General features: G+C 73.3%; 23 protein-coding genes. 9 read left to right on the forward strand and 14 right to left on the reverse strand.

Annotated elements, in window-relative coordinates; genetic code table 11:
- Nucleotides 1-26: 26 nt before the first annotated feature.
- Nucleotides 27-821, reverse strand: a complete 795-nt coding sequence (locus ACIBI5_RS13775; RefSeq protein WP_397246797.1) for a helix-turn-helix transcriptional regulator — start codon at nucleotides 819-821, stop codon at nucleotides 27-29.
- Nucleotides 822-924: 103 nt separating this feature from the next.
- Between ACIBI5_RS13775 and ACIBI5_RS13780 the strand changes: the two genes are divergently transcribed.
- On the forward strand, nucleotides 925-1,476 hold the full coding sequence (locus ACIBI5_RS13780) for a hypothetical protein (protein ID WP_397246532.1): 552 nt from the start codon (nucleotides 925-927) through the stop codon (nucleotides 1,474-1,476).
- 4 nt (nucleotides 1,477-1,480) lie between these two features.
- On the opposite strand, the gene ACIBI5_RS13785 is transcribed toward ACIBI5_RS13780, so the two are convergent.
- On the reverse strand, nucleotides 1,481-2,209 hold the full coding sequence (locus ACIBI5_RS13785; protein WP_397246534.1) for a GntR family transcriptional regulator: 729 nt from the start codon (nucleotides 2,207-2,209) through the stop codon (nucleotides 1,481-1,483).
- Nucleotides 2,210-2,280: 71 nt separating this feature from the next.
- Between ACIBI5_RS13785 and ACIBI5_RS13790 the strand changes: the two genes are divergently transcribed.
- The 3 genes from ACIBI5_RS13790 to ACIBI5_RS13800 are packed head-to-tail and all read left to right on the forward strand — an operon-like array spanning nucleotide 2,281 to nucleotide 5,925.
- Nucleotides 2,281-2,964 (forward strand): tyrosine-protein phosphatase, encoded by a 684-nt coding sequence (locus ACIBI5_RS13790; protein ID WP_397246536.1) that lies wholly within the window; start codon nucleotides 2,281-2,283, stop codon nucleotides 2,962-2,964.
- On the forward strand, nucleotides 2,957-4,204 hold the full coding sequence (locus ACIBI5_RS13795; RefSeq protein ID WP_397246538.1) for an MFS transporter: 1,248 nt from the start codon (nucleotides 2,957-2,959) through the stop codon (nucleotides 4,202-4,204). Before ACIBI5_RS13790 ends, ACIBI5_RS13795 begins: the two co-directional genes overlap by 8 nt.
- Nucleotides 4,201-5,925: a glycoside hydrolase family 3 protein gene (locus ACIBI5_RS13800; protein WP_397246540.1), complete on the forward strand. Its 1,725-nt coding sequence runs from the start codon at nucleotides 4,201-4,203 to the stop codon at nucleotides 5,923-5,925. The genes ACIBI5_RS13795 and ACIBI5_RS13800 overlap by 4 nt, the downstream gene beginning before the upstream one ends.
- On the opposite strand, the gene ACIBI5_RS13805 is transcribed toward ACIBI5_RS13800, so the two are convergent.
- Genes ACIBI5_RS13805 through ACIBI5_RS13815 form a run of 3 tightly spaced genes read right to left on the reverse strand, consistent with a single transcriptional unit; the run spans nucleotide 5,856 to nucleotide 7,785 of the window.
- Complete coding sequence (locus ACIBI5_RS13805) at nucleotides 5,856-6,185, reverse strand: alpha/beta fold hydrolase (protein ID WP_397246542.1); 330 nt, start codon at nucleotides 6,183-6,185, stop codon at nucleotides 5,856-5,858. The genes ACIBI5_RS13800 and ACIBI5_RS13805 overlap by 70 nt on opposite strands.
- Complete coding sequence (locus tag ACIBI5_RS13810) at nucleotides 6,130-6,603, reverse strand: alpha/beta fold hydrolase (RefSeq protein ID WP_397246544.1); 474 nt, start codon at nucleotides 6,601-6,603, stop codon at nucleotides 6,130-6,132. Before ACIBI5_RS13810 ends, ACIBI5_RS13805 begins: the two co-directional genes overlap by 56 nt.
- Before the next feature lie 18 nt (nucleotides 6,604-6,621).
- Complete coding sequence (locus ACIBI5_RS13815) at nucleotides 6,622-7,785, reverse strand: MFS transporter (RefSeq protein ID WP_397246546.1); 1,164 nt, start codon at nucleotides 7,783-7,785, stop codon at nucleotides 6,622-6,624.
- An 81-nt stretch (nucleotides 7,786-7,866) separates the two neighbouring features.
- Here ACIBI5_RS13815 and ACIBI5_RS13820 point away from each other — a divergent pair, with 81 nt between their 5' ends.
- Nucleotides 7,867-8,727 (forward strand): LysR substrate-binding domain-containing protein, encoded by an 861-nt coding sequence (locus ACIBI5_RS13820; RefSeq protein WP_397246548.1) that lies wholly within the window; start codon nucleotides 7,867-7,869, stop codon nucleotides 8,725-8,727.
- Here ACIBI5_RS13820 and ACIBI5_RS13825 read toward each other — a convergent pair.
- A complete protein-coding gene (locus ACIBI5_RS13825) occupies nucleotides 8,724-10,121 on the reverse strand; it encodes an aminopeptidase P family protein (RefSeq protein ID WP_397246550.1) in 1,398 nt (465 codons plus the stop codon). The genes ACIBI5_RS13820 and ACIBI5_RS13825 overlap by 4 nt on opposite strands.
- A gap of 155 nt (nucleotides 10,122-10,276) precedes the next feature.
- Between ACIBI5_RS13825 and ACIBI5_RS13830 the strand changes: the two genes are divergently transcribed.
- Complete coding sequence (locus tag ACIBI5_RS13830) at nucleotides 10,277-10,705, forward strand: CBS domain-containing protein (RefSeq protein ID WP_397246552.1); 429 nt, start codon at nucleotides 10,277-10,279, stop codon at nucleotides 10,703-10,705.
- Here ACIBI5_RS13830 and ACIBI5_RS13835 read toward each other — a convergent pair.
- From ACIBI5_RS13835 to ACIBI5_RS13855, 5 genes are read right to left on the reverse strand one after another with little or no spacing between them, the layout of a single operon-like run.
- A complete protein-coding gene (locus tag ACIBI5_RS13835) occupies nucleotides 10,641-11,333 on the reverse strand; it encodes an ABC transporter ATP-binding protein (protein ID WP_397246554.1) in 693 nt (230 codons plus the stop codon). The genes ACIBI5_RS13830 and ACIBI5_RS13835 overlap by 65 nt on opposite strands.
- Entirely contained in the window at nucleotides 11,317-12,240 is a 924-nt protein-coding gene (locus ACIBI5_RS13840; protein WP_397246556.1) for an ABC transporter ATP-binding protein, read from the reverse strand. The genes ACIBI5_RS13835 and ACIBI5_RS13840 overlap by 17 nt, the downstream gene beginning before the upstream one ends.
- Nucleotides 12,237-13,064, reverse strand: a complete 828-nt coding sequence (locus ACIBI5_RS13845; protein ID WP_397246558.1) for an ABC transporter permease — start codon at nucleotides 13,062-13,064, stop codon at nucleotides 12,237-12,239. The genes ACIBI5_RS13840 and ACIBI5_RS13845 overlap by 4 nt, the downstream gene beginning before the upstream one ends.
- A complete protein-coding gene (locus ACIBI5_RS13850; protein ID WP_397246560.1) occupies nucleotides 13,061-14,023 on the reverse strand; it encodes an ABC transporter permease in 963 nt (320 codons plus the stop codon). The genes ACIBI5_RS13845 and ACIBI5_RS13850 overlap by 4 nt, the downstream gene beginning before the upstream one ends.
- Nucleotides 14,023-15,582, reverse strand: a complete 1,560-nt coding sequence (locus tag ACIBI5_RS13855; RefSeq protein ID WP_397246562.1) for an ABC transporter substrate-binding protein — start codon at nucleotides 15,580-15,582, stop codon at nucleotides 14,023-14,025. Before ACIBI5_RS13855 ends, ACIBI5_RS13850 begins: the two co-directional genes overlap by 1 nt.
- A 170-nt stretch (nucleotides 15,583-15,752) precedes the next feature.
- Here ACIBI5_RS13855 and ACIBI5_RS13860 point away from each other — a divergent pair, with 170 nt between their 5' ends.
- From ACIBI5_RS13860 to ACIBI5_RS13870, 3 genes are read left to right on the forward strand one after another with little or no spacing between them, the layout of a single operon-like run.
- Nucleotides 15,753-16,241: a hypothetical protein gene (locus ACIBI5_RS13860; RefSeq protein WP_397246564.1), complete on the forward strand. Its 489-nt coding sequence runs from the start codon at nucleotides 15,753-15,755 to the stop codon at nucleotides 16,239-16,241.
- Between the two features lie 46 nt (nucleotides 16,242-16,287).
- Nucleotides 16,288-17,082, forward strand: coding sequence for a cyclase family protein (locus ACIBI5_RS13865; RefSeq protein ID WP_397246566.1), 795 nt, complete (start codon nucleotides 16,288-16,290; stop codon nucleotides 17,080-17,082).
- The gene (locus tag ACIBI5_RS13870) at nucleotides 17,079-18,875 is read left to right on the forward strand and encodes a thiamine pyrophosphate-binding protein (protein WP_397246568.1); all 1,797 of its coding nucleotides are present in this window, start codon (nucleotides 17,079-17,081) and stop codon (nucleotides 18,873-18,875) included. The genes ACIBI5_RS13865 and ACIBI5_RS13870 overlap by 4 nt, the downstream gene beginning before the upstream one ends.
- Here the strand turns inward: ACIBI5_RS13870 and ACIBI5_RS13875 are convergent.
- From ACIBI5_RS13875 to dhaK, 3 genes are read right to left on the reverse strand one after another with little or no spacing between them, the layout of a single operon-like run.
- Entirely contained in the window at nucleotides 18,872-19,246 is a 375-nt protein-coding gene (locus ACIBI5_RS13875; protein WP_397246570.1) for a PTS-dependent dihydroxyacetone kinase phosphotransferase subunit DhaM, read from the reverse strand. The two genes, ACIBI5_RS13870 and ACIBI5_RS13875, sit on opposite strands and share 4 nt — an antisense overlap.
- Nucleotides 19,246-19,860: a dihydroxyacetone kinase subunit DhaL gene (dhaL, locus tag ACIBI5_RS13880; protein WP_397246572.1), complete on the reverse strand. Its 615-nt coding sequence runs from the start codon at nucleotides 19,858-19,860 to the stop codon at nucleotides 19,246-19,248. The genes ACIBI5_RS13875 and dhaL overlap by 1 nt, the downstream gene beginning before the upstream one ends.
- Nucleotides 19,860-20,840, reverse strand: a complete 981-nt coding sequence (dhaK, locus tag ACIBI5_RS13885) for a dihydroxyacetone kinase subunit DhaK (protein ID WP_397246574.1) — start codon at nucleotides 20,838-20,840, stop codon at nucleotides 19,860-19,862. The genes dhaL and dhaK overlap by 1 nt, the downstream gene beginning before the upstream one ends.
- Nucleotides 20,841-20,857: the final 17 nt, after the last annotated feature.

Genomic DNA, 20,857 nt, shown 5'->3' on the forward strand with positions numbered 1-20,857 from the left:
TGCCCCTTCCGCAGAGGAAGGTCACGCTAACCGGCGAGCAGATCGGTGTATTGAACGAATGCGAACAGCTGTTTCGGCGTCATCTCCGCCATCGCCCGGACCTCCCTGGCCAGATGGGACTGGTCGGCGTAACCGCAGGCGAGGGCGGTGTCCAGCCGGGCCTGCGGCCGCCTCCAGGTGTCCACGGTCCGCTGGAACCGGGCGATCCTGGCCACCGTCTTGGGCGACAACCCCACCACCCGGCGGAACCCGAGCTCGACATGGCGGCGGCTGACGCCCAGCTCACCGGCGAGGGCGGCGATCGTGGGCGGCCCGGCCGGATCCTGCAGCCGCGACCAGGCGCGCATGACCAGCTCGTCGCGGCCGGCGCCGGGACGCAGCCACGCCGTCAGCCGCTCCTCCAGCAGGCCGAAGCGCTCCGCCCAGCCCGCCGCCGCCGTCAGCCGCCCGGTCAGCTCCTCGGCGCGGGCGCCCATCAGGTCGTCCAGCCGCACGGTCGTCCCGGTCACCTCGCGCAGCGGCGCGCCCGTCAGCGCCGACATCCCGGCGGGGGTGAGCCCGAGCGCGACCCCGTGCCGCCACGGCGAACGGGCCGAGAACGTCACGGCGGCACGAGGGCCGGTGACGATCGCGTCCAGGCCGGTGAAGTCGACGATCAGCGTGGCCGCGTTGAGCGGCAGCATCCGGCTGGACCGATCCGCCTGGCCCGCGCGAAACCCGGCCCACCCCAGCACGTACGGACGCAGCCACGGCGGCGGCAGCCGGGCGGTCATCTCGTACGGTTCCGCCTGCGGCCGCGTGGGCAGCGAGTGAATCGCCATCACCCGCCCAGCCTGCCCCTTCCCGCGGCCAGAGGGAAACCGCATGGCCGAGTCGTGCGTTCCGCATCTGCCCTTTGACGGCCGGCGGGCCGAGGTTTGAGTCATGACATCGACAACACTCCGGTGGCTCAGGAACCGCTGGCCCACCGCCCTCGCGCTGGCCATGTCCGCCCTCACCGCCGGCGGCGGCCGATCGGACGAGGCGGTGGGCTCGCTCGCGGGCACGCTGCTGATCCTGCCGCTGCTCTACCTCGTCGTCGCCAAGCTCGGCCGGCGCGAGGCCACCTGGCCGGGGCTCGTGATCGGGCTCGCGCTCGTCGTCGGGCTGCGGGTGCTGGACGTGGTCGAGCCTGCGTTCGTGTATGCGGGGATGGCGCTGGTCGTCCTCGTCTGGGGCGCGGTCGACGGGCAGCTCAGGAGCTCCGGGACCCTGCGGGTCCAGGCCGTGGGGATGCTGGCGTTCGGGGCGCTGGCCTTCGCGGGGCTGATCGTCGACCCTGAGATCGGGCGGTATCTGGTGGCTGCCGGGTGGTTCTTCCACGGGGTCTGGGACTTCGTGCACCTCAAGCTCGACAAGGTCGTGGCCCGCAGCTACGCCGAGTGGTGCGGGGTCGTGGACGTGGTCATCGCCGTCCAGCTCGTCTTCATGCTCTAGCTTTCTAGCGCCGGAAGTTCAGGACGAAGCGGATGCGGTCGCCCTGGATGCGGCGCCGTACGAACAGGACGGGCGCGCCGCCGGGGTCGCAGCTGACGCCCTCGCGGACCAGCAGCGGGCTGCCGATGGCCACGCCCAGGTGCTCGGCGTCGCCGATGTCGGCGGCGGTCGCGCTGAAGGCCCGCCAGTCGTACTGCAGGGCCACGCCCAGGGAGCGGACCACGTTGCCCTCCGGTGGCAGGCGGCCGGGCAGCAGGTGCTCGGGCAGCCAGTACGTGCTGATCGCCCAGGGCTCCGACTCGATCCAGATGAGCGTGTCGATGCGGGCCAGCTCGCCGGGGCCGCGTCCCAGGTGGGCGGCGGCCTCGCGGTCCTCGGGCGCGTTCGCGGCGGTGGCGGTGGCGACGATGCGCTCGATGGCGCCGTCCACGCCTTCCGCGGGCAGGCCGGCGTGCATGCTGCCCAGGTCGACCCGCTGGCTGAGGGGGTCGACGTCGATGGAGACCCGGGTGACGGGGGAGCGGACGAAGGTTCCGATGCCGCGGCGGATCTCGACGGAGCCGGCCCGGTCGAGTTCCGCGATGGCCTGGCGGATCGTCAGCCGGTTGACGCCGAACTCCGCCGACAGCTCGGGCTCGCTGGGCAGCCGGGATCCGGCGGGCAGGGCGCCCGAGTCGATCCGTTCCTGGAGCGTGCGGGCGAGCCGGAGGTAGACCGGGATGGAGGAACGCATGTTCACCAGCTTGCCATCGGCAGTATTGACCCGCGTCAACTTCAACATCTAGACATCTAGATGTGTCTCTCATGAACTTCCGTGAACCGCTTCCCGGGGTGCTGTTCCGCTCCGCGCAGCCGTTCGCCTCCTGCTGGCCCGGGGCCCTTGATCAGCTCCGCGGCGTGCGCTCGATCGTGGACTTCCGTGGTGCGGCCGAGCGGGTGCCCGGCGAATGGGACCTCGTCCCCGGGTGCGTCGTGCACCACCTACCCCTGGACGTCACCGGGGTGATTCCCTCCATGGAGACCGGCGCCGACCTGGGCGCCTTCTACGTGCGGATGGCGGAGGGCGCGCCCGGCACCATCGCCGCGGCGGCGCAGATCGCCGCCTTCCAGGGGCCCGTCCTCGTGCACTGCGCGGCGGGCAAGGACCGGACCGGGCTGTTCGTCGCGCTCCTGCTCGACCTGTGCGGTGTGTCCGTGGAGGAGATCGTGGCCGACTACGTGGCGACCGCGGCGGCCCTTCCGGACATCTTCCGGGAACTGGCCGCGGGGCACGCGAGTGTCACCGCGCTGAACGACGGCGCCGCCGGGGAGGCGGGGGTCGAGGCGCTGCGCGAGCGGCTCGCGAAGATCCCGCCACCGCTGCTCCACGCTCCCGCGGAGGCGATCACCGCCTTCCTCGCCACGATCGGGTCCAGGCACGGCGGAGCGGAGAAGTTCCTGCTGCGCTGTGGCGTCTCACCGGCGGCGATCGCGGCCATCCGTGGCTGAGCTCGTCCTGGTGCGCGCGCCCCGGCGGACCGTCACCGCGTTGCTCGTCACCGAGCTGCTGCTCACCTTCGCCCTGGCCACCCCGCTCATCGCCACCCTCGGGCTCAAGGCCGGCGAGATCGACCCCGCCGCCAAGGAGGGCCTGCTCGGCGTGGTCACGGCCGTCGGCGCGCTGGCCGCGTTCCTGCTCAATCCGGTTTTCGGCCACCTGTCCGACCGCACCCGCAGCCGTTACGGCCGCCGCCGCCCGTGGATCGTGGCGGGGCTGGCCGGCGGTGTGCCCGCGGCCGTGGTGATGGCCACCGCGACCGGGACCGTCCAGCTCCTGGTCGGCTGGCTGCTGGCCCAGGCGTCCTACAACGCCGCGCTGGCCGCGCTGTCGGCCGTGATCGCCGACCGGGTGCCGCCCGAGCAGCAGGCGACGGTCTCCGGATGGTTCGGCGCGGCCGGGTTCGCCGGCGTCACACCGGGGCTGGTCCTCGTGGGCCTGCTGCCGGGCAACGTCGCCGCCCTCTTCCTCATCCCCGCCGCGGCCGGGGCGCTCGGCGGGCTGCTGGCCTGGCGGATGCTGCGCGACGACACCGTCGTGCCCGAGGCCGCGCCGGTCAACCTGCGCAGCGTGCTGTCCAGCATGGTCTTCGACCCGCGGCTCTCGCCCAGCTTCACGGTGGTCTGGGTGCAGCGCTTCCTGCTGCAGTTCGCCAACGCGCTCATCGGCACCTTCGGGCTCTTCTACCTGATGACCCGGCTGGAGATGAGCACCGCCGCCGCGGCCGCGCTGGTCTCGGCCACGGGGCTGCTCTCCCTGCTGCTGAACGTGGCCGCCGCGGGCGTCTCCGGCAAGCTGGCCTCGCGTACGCGGGCGTACCGGGCCTTCATCGTCGTGGCCGGGCTGCTGCTGACCGCCTCGATGCTGGTCAAGATGGTCGCCGACACCGTCTGGCCGATCTACCTGGCCACCGGTCTGGCCGGGATCGGGCTCGGCGTCTTCTACGCCGTCGACCTCGCGCTCGTCATCCGGGTGATGCCCGGCAGCGCGGACTCGGCCCGCTACCTCGGCGTGTTCAACATCGCCAAGGCCCTGCCGCAGTCGATCGCCCCGGCCGTCGCGCCGCTGCTGCTGGCCGTGGGCGGCGACCCGGTCGCGCCCACGGCGGACAAGAACTACTTCCTGCTCTTCTGCGGTGGCGCCGTCGCGGCCCTGCTCGCCACCGCCCTGACCCCCTTGATAAGGAAATGACGCCCTACAGGAACCCCGCACTGCCCGTGGAGGACCGGGTCACCGACCTGCTCGGCCGCATGACCCTGGAGGAGAAGGCCGGGCTGATGTGCCACGGCCGCATGTTCCCGGGCTCCGGCGCCGAGCTCGTCACCGAGCGGCACCTCACCCACTTCGCGATGATGCACGTGCCCTCCCCGGCCGAGATGGCCGAGTGGAACAACACGGTCCAGGACCTGGCCGCCGGCACCCGGCTCGGCATCCCCGTCACCTTCTCCTCCGACCCGCGCCACGGCTTCGCCGGCAACCCGGCGACCGCGCACACCGGCGGCGGCTTCAGCCCGGGACCCGAGCCGATCGGCCTGGCGGCGAGCGACGACCCCGGCCTCGTGGAGCGCTTCGCCGCGATGGCCGGGCGGGAACTGCGCGCCGTGGGCATCCGGCTGGCCCTGCACCCGATGGCCGACCTGGCCACCGAGCCGCGCTGGGCGCGGATCAGCGGAACCTTCGGCGAGGACGCCGAGCGCGCCGCGCGCATGGTCGCCGCCTACATCCGCGGCATGCGGGGGGCGGGCGTCGCCTGCATGGTCAAGCACTTCCCCGGCGGCGGCCCGCAGGCCGCCGGGGAGGACCCGCACTTCTCGTACGGCAGGCACCAGGCCTACCCGGGCGCCAACCTCGACTACCACCTGCGCCCGTTCGCCGCCGCCTTCGCGGCCGGGGTGAGCCAGCTGATGCCGTGTTACGCCATCCCCACCGGCAGCGGCCTGGCCGAGGTCGGCGCGAACTTCAACCGCGACGTGATCACCGGCCTGGCCCGCGGCCGGTTCGGCTTCGACGGCGTGGTCTGCACCGACTTCAACGCGCTGACCGGCTTCGAGATCCCGGGCGTGCTCTCCCTGCCGCCGCGCAACTGGGGCGTCGAGCACCTGCCGGTCCCGGACCAGCTGGCGATGATGCTGGAGGCCGGCGTGGACCAGCTCGGCGGCGAGACCTGCCCGGAACTGCTCACCGACCTCGTCGCCTCCGGCCGCGCGCCGGAGTCCCGGCTCGACCTCTCCGCGCGCCGGATCCTGCGCGAGAAGTTCCGGCTCGGGCTCTTCGAGAACCCGTACGCCGACCCGGACGCGGCGAAGCGGCTGGTGGGCGCGTCCGGGCACCGGAGCCTGGGCCGGGAGGCGCAGCGCCGTTCGCTGGTGTGGCTGACCGGCGGGCCGCGGGACGCGCGGACCCTCTACGTGGAGAACCTCGACCCGGACGTCGCCGCCCGCTACGGGCAGGTGGTCGAACGGCCGGAGGAGGCCGACCTGGCGGTGATCCGCCTGAACGCGCCCTACGAGCCGCGGGAGGGGCTGCTGGAGTCGCACTTCCACGCGGGCTCGCTGGAGTTCCCCGCCGCCGAGCTCGACCGGTTGCGCGCGGTGGCCGCGAAGGCCCCGGCGGCCTTCTGCGTCCACCTGGACCGCCCGGCCGTCCTGACCGGGCTGGTCCCCGTCGCCGACCGGATGCTGGCCGACTTCGGCGCGGCCGACGAGGTGGTGCTGGACGCGCTGCTCGGCCGGGCGCCGGTGGACGGGGTGCTGCCCTTCGACCTGCCCTCGTCCATGCGGGCGGTCCGCGAGTCGCGCGAGGACGTGCCGTTCGACACCCGCGACCCGCTCTTCACCGCCGGTCACCCCGGCGCGTCGGCCAGGAAGTCGAGCACCAGCGGCCCCGCCTCCTCGCGGAACTCCTCGAAGTAGGCGTGCCGCGCGCCCCTGATCAGATGCATCCTGGCCCCCGGGATGCGCTCGGTCAGCAGGGGCGCGTTGGCCGCCGGGTTGAACACGTCGTCGGTGCCGTGCACGACGAGCGTCGGCGCGGTGATGCGGGGCAGCGCGTCCCACGCGTCGTGCCGGGCGCTGGCGGTCAGGTGGCGGCGGCGGGCGTAGGCGGGCATGCCGGGGTCACCGACCGTGTGGTACGGCCCGGCGTGCCCGGCCAGCCACTCCGGGGTGTACATCAGCTCCAGCGTGTACCGTCCGGCGCCGGGCGCGGCCAGTGCCCTGCGCACCTCCTGCGAGCGCTCCACCCCGTGGGCGCCGCCCGGCGAGGTGCACCCGAGCACCAGCGCGTACCCGGCCGGGATGGTCGGCCGCGACCCACTGCGCGACCCGGCCGCCCATGGAGGTGCCGTAGACGGCGGCGCGCGAGATGCCCAGCTCGTCGAGCACCCGCACCACGTCGGCGGCGAAGCCCCGCGTCGAGTAGGGGACGTCGGGCTTGTCACTGTCGCCGGTGCCGAGCCAGTCGAGCGTGATCGTGGTGTGCCGGGTCTCGAAGTCCTCCCGGACGCTCTCCCACCACAGGTGCGAGTTCGACTGCCCGGCCAGCAGCACCAGGGGCTCGCCGCCGCCGCGTACCTGATGAGCGATGTACACCACGGAACTCTAGCTCCTTCACCGCGCGTCGAACCGGCGCGCCAGGACCGCCAGCAGCCCCGCGCCCACGGCCAGCGCGGCCGAGACCGTGATCACGCTGGACCAGCCGCCGCTCTCCCACCGCTGGGCGGCCAGCGCCCCGAACCATGAGCTGCCCGTGTAGTACGCCAGCAGATACAGGCCGGCCGCCTGCCCCACACCCACGCCCACCCGCTGCGCGCGGTCCGAGACCCAGCCGCTGACCAGCGAGTGCGTGCCGAGGAAGGCGAAGGTCAGCACCGCCACCCCGGCCACGATCGCGGGTAGCTGGGGCGCGGCGGTGAGCAGCGTCCCGGCCAGCAGCAACGTCACACCGAGCAGGACCGTCACGCCCCGGCCCCGCCGCAGCGCGAGCCGTCCCGCCGCGATGGGCGCCGGCACGCCGAAGGGGTAGGCGAGGAAGACCAGCGCCCCCGCCCCGCCCAGCAGGTACGGCGCCGCCTCCAGCCGGAAGGTGAGCGCGTTCCACAACCCCACGAACGCCCCCATGGTCGCCGCCCCGACCAGGCACAACGCCACCAGCGCCGGGTCGCGCAGCGTCAGCGCGGTGTTGCGGGCCAGGCCGCGCAGGCTCGGCGTGGACCGGGTGAAGCCGCGCGAGGGCGGCAGCAGTACCCACAGACCGGCCGCGCAGACGAGCATGATGCCGCCGACGGCCAGCGTGGCGCCCTGCCAGCCCCACAGCGCGTGCACGGGGCCGGGCAGCAGCCGCCCGAGGGCGCCGCCGGCGGCGGTGCCCATCACGAAGGTGGCGTTGGCGCGCACATGGGCCTGCGGCGGGGTCTCCTCGCGCAGGTAGGCCAGCGCCACGGCGGGCAGCCCGGCCAGCGCGATCCCCTCCAGGGCGCGCAGCACGAGCAGCGCGTGCCAGGTTGGCGCGAACGCGCCGGCGATCCCGAGCGCCGCCGAGCCGAGCAGGGAGGCGCGCATGATGGCCACCCGGCCGGTCATGTCGGAGATCGGGCCGACGAACAGCAGCGCGAGCGCCATCGTGATCGTGGTCAGCGACAGCGCCGCCGTGGACTCGGCGGGGGAGACGCCGAAGCGGGCGGCGATCCCGGGCAGCAGGGGCTGGACGTAGTAGAGGGCCAGGAAGTTCGCCAGGCCGCCGAACATCAACGCATATCTCACGCGGCGGATCACGGCCACGATGCTGCCCGGTCTCGTCTGATGCTCAAAATGCACTGGTTGACGCTGCTGATGCGTCTGGCGCATCATCGCTGGATGGACGTGCAGACGCTGCGCTGGTTCCTGTCGCTGTGCGAGACCGAGAACATGCGCGACACCGCCGCGCTGGAGCGCGTCAACCAGTCGACGCTCTCGCGGGCCCTGGCCAGGCTGGAGGCCGACGCCGGGGCCGAGCTGTTCCACCGGCACGGGCGGCGGCTGGCCGTGAACCGGTTCGGCACGCTGTTTCGCGAGCACGCGGCGCGCGCGGTCGCCGAGCTGACCGAGGCGCGCGCCCGGATCGAGGCCCTGACCGATCCGGGGACGGGGCTGATCCGGCTCGGGTTCCTGCACTCGGTGGGACGCTGGCTGGTGCCAGAGGTGCTGCGCGAGCACCGGGACCGGACGCCGGGCATCCGCTTCGAGCTGCGGCAGGGGTTCGGCCGGGAACTGTACGCGTGGCTTCAGCAGGGCGACATCGACGCCGCGCTGGTGACGCCGCCGCCGCAGGCGCACCCGGCCCGCTGGCACGGGCTGCGCGAGCAGCAGCTGTGCATCGCGCTGCCGGTCGAGCACCCGCTGGCCGTACCGGGGCTGCGGCTGCGTGAGGTGCGGCGGGAGCCGTTCATCGCATTCGCGCCCACGACGGACCTGCGGCACGTCATCGACCGGCTGTGCCGGGCGGCCGGGTTCCAGCCGGTGATCGCCTTCGAGAGTGAGGAGATCGCGACCGTGCGCGGCCTCATCGGCGCCGGGCTGGGCGTCGGCGTCCTGCCCAGACCGGCGGTGCTGGAGCACGACGAACCCGTCTACCTGCCGCTCGTGCCCGCCCAGCAGCGGCCCATCGGCGTCGCCTGGGACGCCCGCGCCACCCCCACACCGGCGGTGGCGCGCTTCCTGGCCACTTTGGGCGCCTAGGAGAGCAAGGTGGCCATCCAGCCCTCGACCTCGTCCGGGTGGCGGGGGAGGGCGGCGGACATGAGGCGGGCTCCGTCGCGGGTGATGACGAGGTCGTCCTCGATGCGCACCCCGATGCCCCTGAACTCCGCGGGCAGCGTGAGGTCGTCGGGCTGCAGGTAGAGGCCGGGCTCGACGGTGAGCACCTGGCCCTCCTCCAGCACGCCGTCCAGGTAGACCTCGCTGCGCGCCCTCGCGCAGTCGTGCACGTCCAGGCCGAGCATGTGGCCGCTGCTGCACAGCGTGTAGCGGCGGTAGAGGCCGCTGCCCATGAGCTCGTCGGCCGAGCCCTTCAGCAGGCCCCAGTCCCGCAGGCCCTCGGCGATCACGCGCATGGCGGCCAGATGGAAGTCACGGAAGCGGGCGCCGGGGCGCAGCGCGGCGATCCCGGCGTTCTGCGCCTCGTACACCAGCGTGTACACCTGGCGCTGCACCGGGCTGAAGCGGCCCGACAGCGGCAGCGTGCGGGTGATGTCGGCGGTGTAGAGGCTGTCGGCCTCGACCCCGGCGTCCAGGAGCAGCAGCTCACTCGGGTCGAGGCGGCCGTCGTTGCGGACCCAGTGGAGCACGCAGGCGTGCGCGCCGGAGGCCACGATGCTGTCGTAGCCGACCGCGTTGCCCTCCAGCCGCGAGCGCAGCCCGAAGATCCCCTCCAGGTAGCGCTCGCCGCGGGCGTGGCGCAGGGCCTCGGGCAGGGCGCGGACCACGTCCTCGAAGCCGCGCACACTGGCGTCCACGGCCCCCTGCAGCTCGCCGACCTCCCACTCGTCCTTGATCAGCCGCATTTCCGACAGGAAGATCGCGAGCTCCGCGTCGCCCGCGCCGGGCGCGACGGCCGCGTCCACGACCGGGTCCACGCCGCGCAGCACGCGGGCCGGTCCGGCGGGGTGGAAGTCGTGGATGTCCGCGCACTCCAGCTGGTAGAGCCGCTCGGCCTCGGCCAGGTCGGGGCGGCGGCCCACCCAGAACTCGCCGTAGCGCCGGTCGCGGTAGAACGCCTCCGAGCCCTCCTCGCGCGGCGAGCGCGGGCGCAGATACAGCTTGGCCTGCCCGTCGGGCTCGACCACCAGCACGTCGTCCGGCTCGCTCGCGCCGGTCAGATAGGAGTACGCGCTGTGTGGCCGGAACCGGTGGTCGCTGTCGTTGCTGCGCGCCCGGAGCACCCCGGCCGGCACGATCAGCCGCTCCCCCGGGAAGCGGGCGGCCAGGGCGGCTCTGCGCTTGGCCGCCCAGGGGGCGATGGGCAGTGCGCTCAGGTCGGCACGCCGGGTGTCGGCCCAGCCGGTGCGCATGAAGGCGGCCAGTTCCTCGGTGATGGGCAGGTCGTGGCTACCGGTGTTCAGCTGCTCGTTCATCGCTTCCCTGCGCTGCGGTCGGAGAGTGGTATTTCACATATTAATAGGGCGTCGCTGCGGCAAGCCAGCCTACTTGGCGACGGATGAGGGCACGGAGTGCTTAACCCGGGCGTTGAACGGGGAAGGACCCTCCTACGAGAGCCGAGGTGGTGCAGATGCTCATTGGAACTATCTTGCGCAACAAGGGCAGCGACGTGATGACCGTGGCACCCGGAGCCACGGTCAGGGAGCTGCTGGCACAGCTTGCCGAACACAACATCGGCGCCGTCGTCGTCTCAGCCGACGGCGAGACGATCGACGGCATCGTCTCCGAGCGTGACGTCGTCCGCCGCCTGCACGACCAGGGCGCCGCCGTCCTGGACGCGGAGGTCGCGGCGATCATGACGACGGAGGTACGCACCGTCGGGCCCAACGCCAACGTCGACGAGCTGCGCCGGATCATGACGACTCACCGCTTCCGCCACATGCCCGTCGTCGACCAGGGCCGCCTGGTCGGCATCGTGAGCATCGGCGACGTGGTCAAGAGCGCGATAGAGGAGCTGGAGACGGAGAAGGCGTCCCTGGTGGACTACCTGCACCGGTGAGCTCGGCCCGGCTGCCGGCCCAGCGGTCCAGCAGGACCTCGTCGTGGCTGATGGCCAGCACCCCGGCTCCCGTCCTGTCGCGGTAGGCGTTGACCACCGCGACCAGATGAGCCTGCGTCGAAGCGTCCAGCATCGTGGTCATCTCATCACAGATCAGGTAGCCGGGATCCAGCGTCAGCGCCCGCGCCAGGCACGCCCTCTGCAACTGGCCGTCCGACACCTCGTGCGGGCGGCGGGTCAGCAGGTCGCCGGTCAGCCCCACCTCGGCGGCCAGCGCGCTCACCCGCGACTCGTCGGGACGCCCCACGGCCGCCAGCGGCTCGGCGACGATCTCGCGCAGCCGCAGCTTCGGATCCACCGCCAGCCGGGGCTGCTGGTAGAGCAGCGCCACCCGGGTACGCAGCTCGCGCGGCGCCCGCTGGCGCCAGCCGCGCACCCGCGTGCCGTCCACGCTCAGCGCCCCGCCCGCCGGGCGCAGCATCATCGCCAGCACCCTGGCCAGCGTCGACTTGCCGCAGCCGCTCGGGCCCCCCAGCCCCACCACCTCGCCGGGCGGCAGGTCGAACGAGACCCGGTCCAGGACCGTCCGCCGGCCGTACCTCACGGTGATCTCATGCGCGCGCAACATGTCCGGCCCTCCAGCAGGCGACGCCGTCCTCCAGCGCGGGGACGGTACGGCAGGCGTCGGCGGCCCGCGGGCAGCGGGGCGCGAACGCGCAGCCGTCGGGCAGAGCGGTCAGCTCGGGCGGCAGCCCGGGAATCGGGACGAACGCCCGGTCGGGCTGCGCGTCCACCAGCCCGGCCGTGTAGGGGTGGCGCGGACGTTCCAGGATCTGCTCGGCGGGCCCGGCCTCGACCAGGCGGCTGGCGTACATGACCGCGATGTCGTCGGCCACCCGCTCGGCCGCGCGCAGGTCGTGCGTGATCAGCAGCACCGCGCGGCCCTCGTCGCACAGCTCGCGCAGCACGTCCATGGCCCGCTCCACCAGAGGGCGGTCCAGGCCGGTCGTGGGCTCGTCGGCCAGCAGCAGCCCGGGGTCGCCGGCCAGCGCGATCGCGTTGGCGACTCGCTGGGCCATCCCGCCGGACAGCTCGTGCGGGTAGCGGTCGAGGTCCCGGGCACTCAGGCCGAAGCGCTCGGCCAGCTCCTCGGGCGTGTGCCGGGCGCCGAGCTCTCCGCACGCCTCGGCCAGTTGCGCCCGCGCCGTCCGCACGGGGGTCAGGTGCGTGGCCGGGCTCTGCGGGATCAGCCCGATCATGCGCCCGCGCACCCTTTTCGCCAGTACGGCCGGCGTCGCCGACAGCAGGTCGAGCGGCTCGCCCCCGGCGTGGAGGCGGGCGGAACCGGTGATGGTGGCGTTGGCGGGCAGCAGGCCGAGCAGCGCGTGCGCGAGCACGGACTTGCCGCAGCCCGACTCGCCGACCAGGGCCAGGCAGCGGCCGGGCCGTACCTCGAAGGAGGCCTCTGTGACGGCCCGCACCACCGCGCCCGGGACGCGGAAGCGGACCGACAGGCCGGACACGTCGAGCTTCACAGCGACAGCTCCGATCGGGTGCGCGGGTTGAGACGGTCGCGCCAGTGCTGGGTGAGCACCGAGACCGCCAGCGTCGGCACGAGGATGAACAGGCCGGGCGCGAAGCTCGACCACCAGTCGCCCGACAGCAGCGAGCGCTGGCCGTCGTTGATCATGTTGCCCAGCGAGGCCAGATGCGGCGGCAGGCCCAGGCCCAGGAAGCTGAGCGCGGTCTCGTGCCAGATCGCGTGCGGCACCATCAGCACGGTGGCCAGCAGCAGGTGCGGCGCCAGATGGGGCAGCAGGTGGCGCCTGACCACCCGGGCGCGGCTCGCGCCGCCCGAGACCGCCGCCTCCACGAACGGGCGCTCGCGCAGCGACAGCACCTCCGAACGCACGATGCGCGCGGCGGTCGTCCAGTGGGTCACGCCCACCGAGACGATCACCGCGTACGGGCTCGGCGCGAACATGGCCACGATGAAGATGCCGAGCAGCAGGTGGGGCAGCGCGGAGAAGCCGTCCACCACCCGCATGAGCAGGCGGTCGGGCAGACCCCCGAGACTGCCCGCCGCCAGTCCGAGCAGGCCGCCGATGACCATGCTGACCAGCGCGGCCACCAGGCCGACCATGAACGAGACGCGCAGGCCGTACAGCGAGCGCAGCAGCACGTCGCGGCCCATCTCGTCGGTGCCGAGCGGGTGCGCGGGCGACGGCGCCAGGCCCGCGGAGCGCAGGTCGACCAGCTGCTGGTCGAGCTGGACGATCGGCGGCACCACCAGCACGGCCAGCGCGAGCACGCCCAGCGTGATCGCGGCCGCCCACACGCCCTTGTGACGTACGTTCATGAGGTGGCCACCCTCGGGTCGGCCAGCCGGTAGGCCAGGTCGGCCACGAGGTTGCCGGTCAGCACCGCGACGGTGCCGAGCAGCGTCAGCACCGCCAGCAGCGGGAAGTCCACCGCCAGCGCCGCCTGCACCGAGGTCGAGGCCACCCCCGGCCAGGAGAAGACGGTCTCCACCAGGATCGCGCCGGTGACCAGCTCGGGGATGCGGGCGCCCAGCAGCGTCAGGAACGGCAGCAGCGCCGAGCGCAGCGCGTGCCGGATCAGCACCGTGCGTTCCTTGAGCCCGCGGGCCCTGGCGCCGGTGACGAAGTCCTCGCGCAGGGTGCCGATCACCGACTCGCGCACGTAAAGCACCAGCCACGACGACTGCGAGACCGCCAGCACCGTCACCGGCAGCACCATGTGCCTGGCCACGTCGAGCGGGTCCACGGTGGTCGAGGCGGCGTCGGTGAGGCCGCCCGCGGGCAGCCAGCCGAGCTTGACGGAGAAGACGTAGACGACCAGCAGCGCCAGCCAGAACACCGGCGCCGACTCGTTGGCGAACGCCGCGCCGGTGATCACCCGGTCCAGGGCGCCGCCCTGCCGCCAGGCGGCCAGCGTGCCCACGATCAGGCTGCCGGCCAGCATGAGCACGATCGCCGAGCCGGTCGCCAGCAGCGTCCAGGGCAGGCGCTCGGTCACCACGTCCAGGACCGGGCGGTGGAAGGAGCGCGACTCGCCCAGGTCGCCCTGGACGAGGTTGCCGAGCCAGGTGGCGTACTGCTCCATGATCGGGCGGTCGAGCGCCCAGTTGGCCCGGATCTGGGCGACGACCTCGGGAGAGGTGGTCATCGCCCGATCACCCAGATACTGCCGGACCGGGTCGAACGGCGAGGCGCTGGCCAGCGCGAACATCCCGATCGTGACCATGATCAGGACGGGCACGGCGAACGCCAGCCGCCACAGGACGAGGCGGAGCATCAGGCGGCGGGCTTCCAGGTGTGGATGTCGCGGAACAGCCCGCCGGTCGCGTGCTCGTGGGCGTCGACGCTCTGCTGAACGCCCTGGTAGGAGCCGCGCACCACGTAGACGTGCTTGAGGAAGGTCAGGTAGGTCCAGACCTCGTCCTCGCGGATGAGCTTCTGGAACTCGTCGTAGGCCTGCTTGCGCACCGCCGGGTCGGCCGACTCGCGGCCCTTCTCCAGGAGCTTGTCCACGGCCGGGTTGTCGTAGTGGCCGGGGTTGAAGAAGCCCTTGCCCGCCTGGGAGGAGTGGAACAGGTCGTAGTTGATGTAGTCGGGGTCGTACGGCGAGCCATACCCCATCATGAGGGCGTCCTGGGCCATGCGGGGCTCGATGGCGTCCCAGTCGAGACCGGCCAGCTTCACCTCGATGCCCGCCTTCTTGGCGTCGGAGGCGGCGGCCAGGGAGAGCTCCTTGCGCAGCGAGTCGCCGGCCGGGTACATGAGCGTGAAGCTCGCCTTGGTGCCGCCCTTGGCGCGGATGCCGTCGGGGCTGGGCTTCCATCCGGCCTCGTCGAGCAGCTTCGACGCCTGCGGGAGGTCGGCGGCCGGGTTGCCGGTGATCTCCTTGTTGTGCCAGGCGATGTCGTGCGGCACGGGGCCGAAGGCGGGCTCGCCGGCGCCGGCGAGGATGGAGTCGACCATCGCCTGGCGGTCCACGGCCAGGCTGAACGCCTTCCTGATCGCCCTGTCGCCGGTCACCGCGGGCTTCGACGGGAACATGATGCCCCGGTAGTCCGCGCTGTGCTGCTTGTACACGGTCAGGCCCTGCTGGCCCTCGAAGCGCTTGGCCGCCTTCGGCGGGAGCACGGTCGCGTCGAACTCGCCGGCCGCCAGGCGCGTGGAGCGCACGTTGTCGTCCGGGGCGAAGGCGACCACGACCTTCTTGATGGCCGGCGCGCCGGCCCAGTACTTCTCGTTGGCGGCCAGCGAGATCTTGTCGCCGGGGGTCCACTGGGTGAAGGTGTACGGGCCGGTGCCCACGGGCTTGGCCGGGTCGATGCCGCCGTCGGGCACGATGCCGAGCGTGGTGCGCTGGGTGAGCGGGGCGTAGGGGTACTTGAGCGTGAACTCGACGGTCTTGGCGTCCGGCGCGGCGACCTTGTCGATGGCCGCGTAGTCGCCGGAGATCGGGGAGCTCGCCTTGGGGTCCAGGACGGTGGTGTAGGTGTAGACGACGTCCTTGCTGGTGAGCGGGCGGCCGTCGTGGAAGGTGACGCCGTCGCGCAGCGTGAAGGTGACCTTCTTGCCGTCGGGCGAGGTGACCGGGGGCTGGGCGGCCAGCGCCGGCTTCAGCGAGAGGTCGGGGGACCTGGACATGAGGCCGTCGAACATCAGCGAGCCGCCGTCGGCCGCGTAGCCGAGGATCGGGCTGAGGTTCTCGAACTCCGAGCTGATGCCGATGACGAAGGTGTCGTCGCCCTTGTTCTGGGCGCCTGGCTGTGCCGGGCCGGACGGCGCGGAACAGGCGGTGAGCGCGGCGATGGACAGCACGGCGGCGGGCCGGGCCAGCCTCATGGGGAACCTCCGGGGAAGGGTAGGACTCCGGCGAGCATAATCTGCACCTGCGAACTTGTCGCAATAAGGGGGGTTGTTATGGGGTAGGTGAGGCGTGGGAGTCTTGTCCGGTGACGTACGGGCCTCCCGAACCACCCCGCGCGACGAGCAGTCCGTCGGTCATTTTGCTCGTGGCGGGACTGACGGCCGCGCTGGGGTTCCTGATCGGGTACTTCGCCGGGCTGGGCGAGGGGGAGCCGATCACCTCGCCGGGGCCGACGGTGACGGTCACGATGGACGAGCCGTTACCGGACGAGAGCGCCCCGCCCTCCGCACAGCCCTCTTCTCAGCCCTCTTCCCAGCTTTCCGCTCAGCCGTCCGGGCTGCCCTCGTCCCTGCCGTCCGGGCTGCCCTCGTCCCTGCCTTCCGGGCTGACGTCCGGGCTCGCGGGCGGGACCAAGACGCTGGCCGTACCGCAGGAGATCCAGCCCGGCACCTACCGCACCACCGGCCCCGCGCCCGGCCAGGGCACCTGCTACTGGGCCCGCCTCAAGGGCGTCAGTGGGATCGGCGACGTGATCGCCGCCGACATGGTCACCGGCCCCGCCACCGTCACCATCCAGCCGGCCGACAAGGCGTTCCAGACCGGCGGCTGCGCCGACTGGGTCCGAGCATCCTGAACCCCCGGCGGGGGAATCTACAACCAAACGTCCCGAGGAGGATGCCATGTCCGTACTGCGCAGCCTGGTGGAGTCCGTCCGCAGCGGCGCGATCGAGGTCGTCGACCTGACCGCGCCGCTGTCGTCCGAGACCCCGATCCTGCAGCTGCCCGAGCCGTTCGGGAACACCATCCCCTTCCGGCTGGAGGAGATCAGCCGCTACGACGACCGCGGCCCCGCCTGGTACTGGAACGACATCCACACCGGAGAGCACACCGGAACCCACTTCGACGCCCCCGTCCACTGGGTGAGCGGGCGCGACGGGCACGACGTCGCCCAGGTGCCGACCGGCCACCTGCTCGCGCCCGCCGTCGTACTCGACGTGGCCGCCGAGGCGGAGAAGGACCCCGACTTCCTGCTGCGGGTCGAGCACGTCCAGGAGTGGGAGCGGGCCAACGGCGCGCTGCCCGAGGGCGGCTGGCTGCTGTACCGCACCGGCTGGGACGCCCGCTCCCACGACCAGGCCGCCTTCCTCAACGCCGACGAGACCGGACCGCACAGCCCCGGCATCTCCGTCGAGTGCGCCCGCTGGCTGGCCGAGCAGACGCCCATCCTCGGCGTCGGCGTCGAGACCGTCGGCACCGACGCCGGCGCCGCCCACTCCTTCGACCCCCCGTTCCCCTGCCACTCCTTCCTGCTCGGCGCCGGCAAGTACGGCCTCACCCAGCTCCGCAACCTCGACCGCCTGCCCGTCACCGGCGCCGTCGTCCTGGCCCCGCCGCTGCCGATCGTGGGCGGCTCCGGCAGCCCCGTGCGCGTTCTGGCGCTGGTCGAGCACGGCGCCCCCGAGGCCGCGCGGTGATCGTCGCGGAGGCCGTCGGGCGGCTGCTGGCCGCCGCGGGGGTGGACACCGCGTTCGGGGTGGTCGGCAGCGGCAACTTCCACCTCACCAATGCCCTGGTACGGCACGGCGCCCGCTTCGTCGCCGCCCGGCACGAGGGCGGCGCCGCAACCATGGCCGACGCCTACACCCGCATGAGCGGCCGGGTCGCCGTGCTGTCGGTCCACCAGGGTCCCGGCCTCACGAACGCGATGACCGGCATCGCCGAGGCGGCCAAGAGCCGCACGCCCCTGCTCGTCCTGGCCGCCGACGTCACCGAGCCGCACTCCAACTTCCACCTCGACCAGGCGGCGCTGGCCAGGGCGGTGGGGGCGGTGCCGATGCGGCTGACCCGCGCGCAGGACGCGCTGGAGGCGTTGCGGGTGGCTCGCGAGGACCGGCGCACGGTCGTCCTGAGCCTCCCCCTGGAGGTCCAGTCCAGCCCGGCCCCGGACTGGCCCGCCCTGGAGCCTCTGGTCACCCAGGCACACACGGCCACCCTTCCGCCCGGTCCGCACACGCCTCCGCAGGGCACAGGCACGCCGCCCGTGCCGGATAGGTCCTCACACCAGCCGGACATGCTCTCGCCCGAGGCGGAGGCCGGTGTGGCGGAGTTGGGCGCGGGTTCGCCCGGTGTTGCCGGGGCCGACGCGCTCGGCGGTCGTGGGGCTCGCGGGGCCGGTCCTGGGGTGGGGGAACTGGCGCGGTTGCTGGGGGAGGCCCGGCGGCCGGTGTTCGTGGCCGGGCGGGGTGCGCGGCACGCGCGGCTGGAACTGGAGGATCTGGCCGACCTCACCGGCGCGCTGCTCGCCACCTCCGCCGTGGCCAAGGGCCTGTTCCGCGGCAGCCCGTGGGACCTGGACGTCAGCGGCGGCTTCAGCACCCCGCTGACCGCCGAGCTCATCGGCGGCGCCGACCTCGTGGTCGCCTGGGGTTGCGCGCTCAACATGTGGACCACCCGGCACGGCTCCCTGATCTCCCCGGGCACCCGCGTCGCCCAGGTCGACCTCGAACATCCGGTCGCCGCCCGCCACGTCCCGGTGGACCTGCCGGTGACCGGCGAGGTCGCCCAGGTGGCCACCGCCGTGCGGGAACTCCTGGCGCCGCCGGAAGGTCTGCCCGCCGGGTATCGCTCGGCCGAGCTGGCCGGGCGGATCGCGGCCGAGGGGCGGTGGCGGGCGGTGCCGTACGAGGACGAGACGGGGGGAGGGCGCATCGATCCGCGGACCCTCACCGCCGCCCTGGACGACATCCTCCCGGCCGAGCGCGTCATCGCCCCTGATTCCGGAAATTTCATGGGATATCCGTCCATGTGGATGGATGTCCCGGATGAGCGGGGCTTCTGCTTCACCCAGGCGTTCCAGTCGATCGGGCTCGGCCTGGCCACGGCGGTCGGCGCCGCGCTGGCCCTGCCCGACCGGCTTCCCGTCGCCGCCCTCGGGGACGGCGGCGCGCTCATGGGCGTCTCCGAGCTCGAAACCGTCGCCCGCCTCGGCCTGCCCATGGTGATCGTGGTCTACGACGACGAGGCGTACGGCGCGGAGGTCCACCACTTCACGGGCCAGCCGCACGGCACCGTGACCTTCCCGCCCACCGACCTCGCGGCCATGGCTCGGGCACTCGGCCTGGCCGCCGTCACCGTCACCGAGCCCGCCGACCTGCGAGCCGTCTCCGACTGGCTGGACGGCCCCAGGGACCGCGCGATCCTCGTCCACGCGAAGATCACCAGGGAGCGGCCGTCCTGGTGGCTGGAGGAGGCGTTCAAAGGCCACTAGCCCTTGCGGAACGTGCGCGCCTCCTCGGCCGCGGCCACCACCTGGGCCAGCGGCGCCCCCGCGCCCGAGGTGACGGCCGCGGCCACCGCGCCCTCCACGAACGGCACGTCGGCCAGCACCACCCGCCCCGGATCCACCAGCAGCCGGGCGGTCAGCACCGAACTGCCCAGATCCGGGATGAGCACCACCCCGTCGCCCTGCTCGACCGCGCCGACGGCGGCCTCGATCAGGTCGAAGCTGGTACCGAGCCCGCCGCCGTCCGTCCCGCCCGCCGCGGCCATCGGCACCCGCTCGCCCGCGATCCCCCGCGCCAGCGCCACCGTCTCGGCCGCCAGCCCGGCGCTGTGCGAGACCAGCACGATCCCCACCATCACGCCTCCCCGTCCGCCGTGACCAGCGCGCCCACGATCAGCGCGGACGAGGCCGCGCCCGGGTCCTCATGTCCCGCGCTGCGCTCGCCCAGATAGCTCGCCCGCCCCTTGCGCGCCACCAGCGGCACCGTCGCCAGCGCGCCCGCACGCGCCGCCTGCGCCGCCTGCTCGAAACCCGCGCGAGGCTCCGCCCCATCGCGTACGGCTCCCGCCAGCGCTCTGGCCGCGGGCCCGAGCGCGTCCAGCATCGTCTTGTCCCCTTCCACGGCCTTGCCGAGCCGCGCCACCTCGTCCACCCCCGCCTGGAAGGCCACCGCGAACTCGTCCAGGGTGAACGACTCGCCGAGCGCCTTGCCCATGGCCCGCAGCAGGGAGCCGTAGAGCGGCCCCGAGGCTCCGCCGACCTTCCTGATCAGCGTCACCCCCGCCACGGCCAGCGGCCGGCCGGGTTCGCCCGCCGCCAGGGCCTGCCGTACCTCGGAGAAGCCGCGGTCGAGGTTGGCTCCGTGGTCGGCGTCGCCGATCGCGGCGTCCAGGTCGGTCAGCCGTTCGCGCTCCGCCGCGACCGCCAGCGCGGCGGCCTCCAGCCACGCGGCGCAGAACGCGGCGTCCATCAGCGGCCCCATCGCAGTCCCGGCGTCTCGACCGGCGCGTCCCACAGCCGGGTCAGCTCGTCGTCCAGCCGGCACACGGTGACCGAGAAGCCCTGCATGTCCAGGCTCGTCACGTAGTTGCCGACCAGCGAGCGCGCCACCCGCGCGCCCTTCGCCCGTACGTACGCCTCCACCTCGGCGAAGACCACGTACAGCTCGATCAGCGGCGTCCCGCCCATGCCGTTGACCATGACGAGCAGGTCGCCGTAGAGGGGCAGGTCGCCGTGGACGGCGTCCATCGCGACCTCGGCCAGCTCCCGCGCGGGGGCGTGCGGCGCCCGGCGGCGGCCCGGCTCGCCGTGGATGCCGATGCCCAGCTCCACCTGGTCGTCGGGCAGGTCGAACGTCGGCTTGCCGGCCGCCGGCGTCGTGCACGAGGTCAGCGCGATGCCGAACGAGCGGCTGCGCCCGTCCACCTCGGCCGCCACCCTGGCCACCTGCGCCAGCGGCGCGCCCTGCTCGGCCAGCGCCCCGGCCATCTTCTCCACGAACAACGTGGCGCCGGTGCCGCGCCGGCCGGCGGTGTACAGCGAGTCCTGGACCGCCACGTCGTCGTCGACCAGCACGCCGGCCACCTCGACGCCCTCGGTCATGTCGGCGGCCAGCTCGAAGTTGAGCGTGTCGCCGGTGTAGTTCTTGACGATGTGGAGCACGCCCGCGCCGCCGTCGACGGCCCGCGTGGCGGCGATGATCTGGTCCGGCACCGGTGAGGTGAAGACCTCCCCCGGACAGGCCGCGTCGAGCATGCCGTACCCGACGAAGCCGGCGTGCAGGGGCTCGTGACCCGAGCCGCCGCCGGAGACCAGCCCGACCTTGCCCGCGCGCGGCCCCGCCGCGCGGTAGACGACCTGGTCGGCCACCCGCAGCGACGGATGCGCCGCCGCCATGCCCTTCAGCGCGTCGCCGACCACGTCGCCGGGCGAATTGATGAGCTTCTTCATGGTCACTAACCAATGCC

It is taken from the genome of Nonomuraea sp. NPDC050540 (assembly GCF_044457485.1).
GTDB lineage: Bacteria > Actinomycetota > Actinomycetes > Streptosporangiales > Streptosporangiaceae > Nonomuraea.

Bases quoted from the DNA above. Each gene is read 5' to 3' on its own strand.
- ACIBI5_RS13775 (WP_397246797.1), bottom strand. From the start codon at position 821: ATGGCGATTCACTCGCTGCCCACGCGGCCGCAGGCGGAACCGTACGAG.
- ACIBI5_RS13780 (WP_397246532.1), top strand. From the start codon at position 925: ATGACATCGACAACACTCCGGTGGCTCAGGAACCGCTGGCCCACCGCC.
- ACIBI5_RS13785 (WP_397246534.1), bottom strand. From the start codon at position 2,209: ATGCGTTCCTCCATCCCGGTCTACCTCCGGCTCGCCCGCACGCTCCAG.
- ACIBI5_RS13790 (WP_397246536.1), top strand. From the start codon at position 2,281: ATGAACTTCCGTGAACCGCTTCCCGGGGTGCTGTTCCGCTCCGCGCAG.
- ACIBI5_RS13800 (WP_397246540.1), top strand. From the start codon at position 4,201: ATGACGCCCTACAGGAACCCCGCACTGCCCGTGGAGGACCGGGTCACC.
- ACIBI5_RS13805 (WP_397246542.1), bottom strand. From the start codon at position 6,185: ATGTACACCCCGGAGTGGCTGGCCGGGCACGCCGGGCCGTACCACACG.
- ACIBI5_RS13820 (WP_397246548.1), top strand. From the start codon at position 7,867: ATGGACGTGCAGACGCTGCGCTGGTTCCTGTCGCTGTGCGAGACCGAG.
- ACIBI5_RS13825 (WP_397246550.1), bottom strand. From the start codon at position 10,121: ATGAACGAGCAGCTGAACACCGGTAGCCACGACCTGCCCATCACCGAG.
- ACIBI5_RS13830 (WP_397246552.1), top strand. From the start codon at position 10,277: ATGCTCATTGGAACTATCTTGCGCAACAAGGGCAGCGACGTGATGACC.
- ACIBI5_RS13835 (WP_397246554.1), bottom strand. From the start codon at position 11,333: ATGTTGCGCGCGCATGAGATCACCGTGAGGTACGGCCGGCGGACGGTC.
- ACIBI5_RS13845 (WP_397246558.1), bottom strand. From the start codon at position 13,064: ATGAACGTACGTCACAAGGGCGTGTGGGCGGCCGCGATCACGCTGGGC.
- ACIBI5_RS13850 (WP_397246560.1), bottom strand. From the start codon at position 14,023: ATGCTCCGCCTCGTCCTGTGGCGGCTGGCGTTCGCCGTGCCCGTCCTG.
- ACIBI5_RS13855 (WP_397246562.1), bottom strand. From the start codon at position 15,582: ATGAGGCTGGCCCGGCCCGCCGCCGTGCTGTCCATCGCCGCGCTCACC.
- ACIBI5_RS13865 (WP_397246566.1), top strand. From the start codon at position 16,288: ATGTCCGTACTGCGCAGCCTGGTGGAGTCCGTCCGCAGCGGCGCGATC.
- ACIBI5_RS13875 (WP_397246570.1), bottom strand. From the start codon at position 19,246: ATGGTGGGGATCGTGCTGGTCTCGCACAGCGCCGGGCTGGCGGCCGAG.
- dhaL (WP_397246572.1), bottom strand. From the start codon at position 19,860: ATGGACGCCGCGTTCTGCGCCGCGTGGCTGGAGGCCGCCGCGCTGGCG.
- dhaK (WP_397246574.1), bottom strand. From the start codon at position 20,840: ATGAAGAAGCTCATCAATTCGCCCGGCGACGTGGTCGGCGACGCGCTG.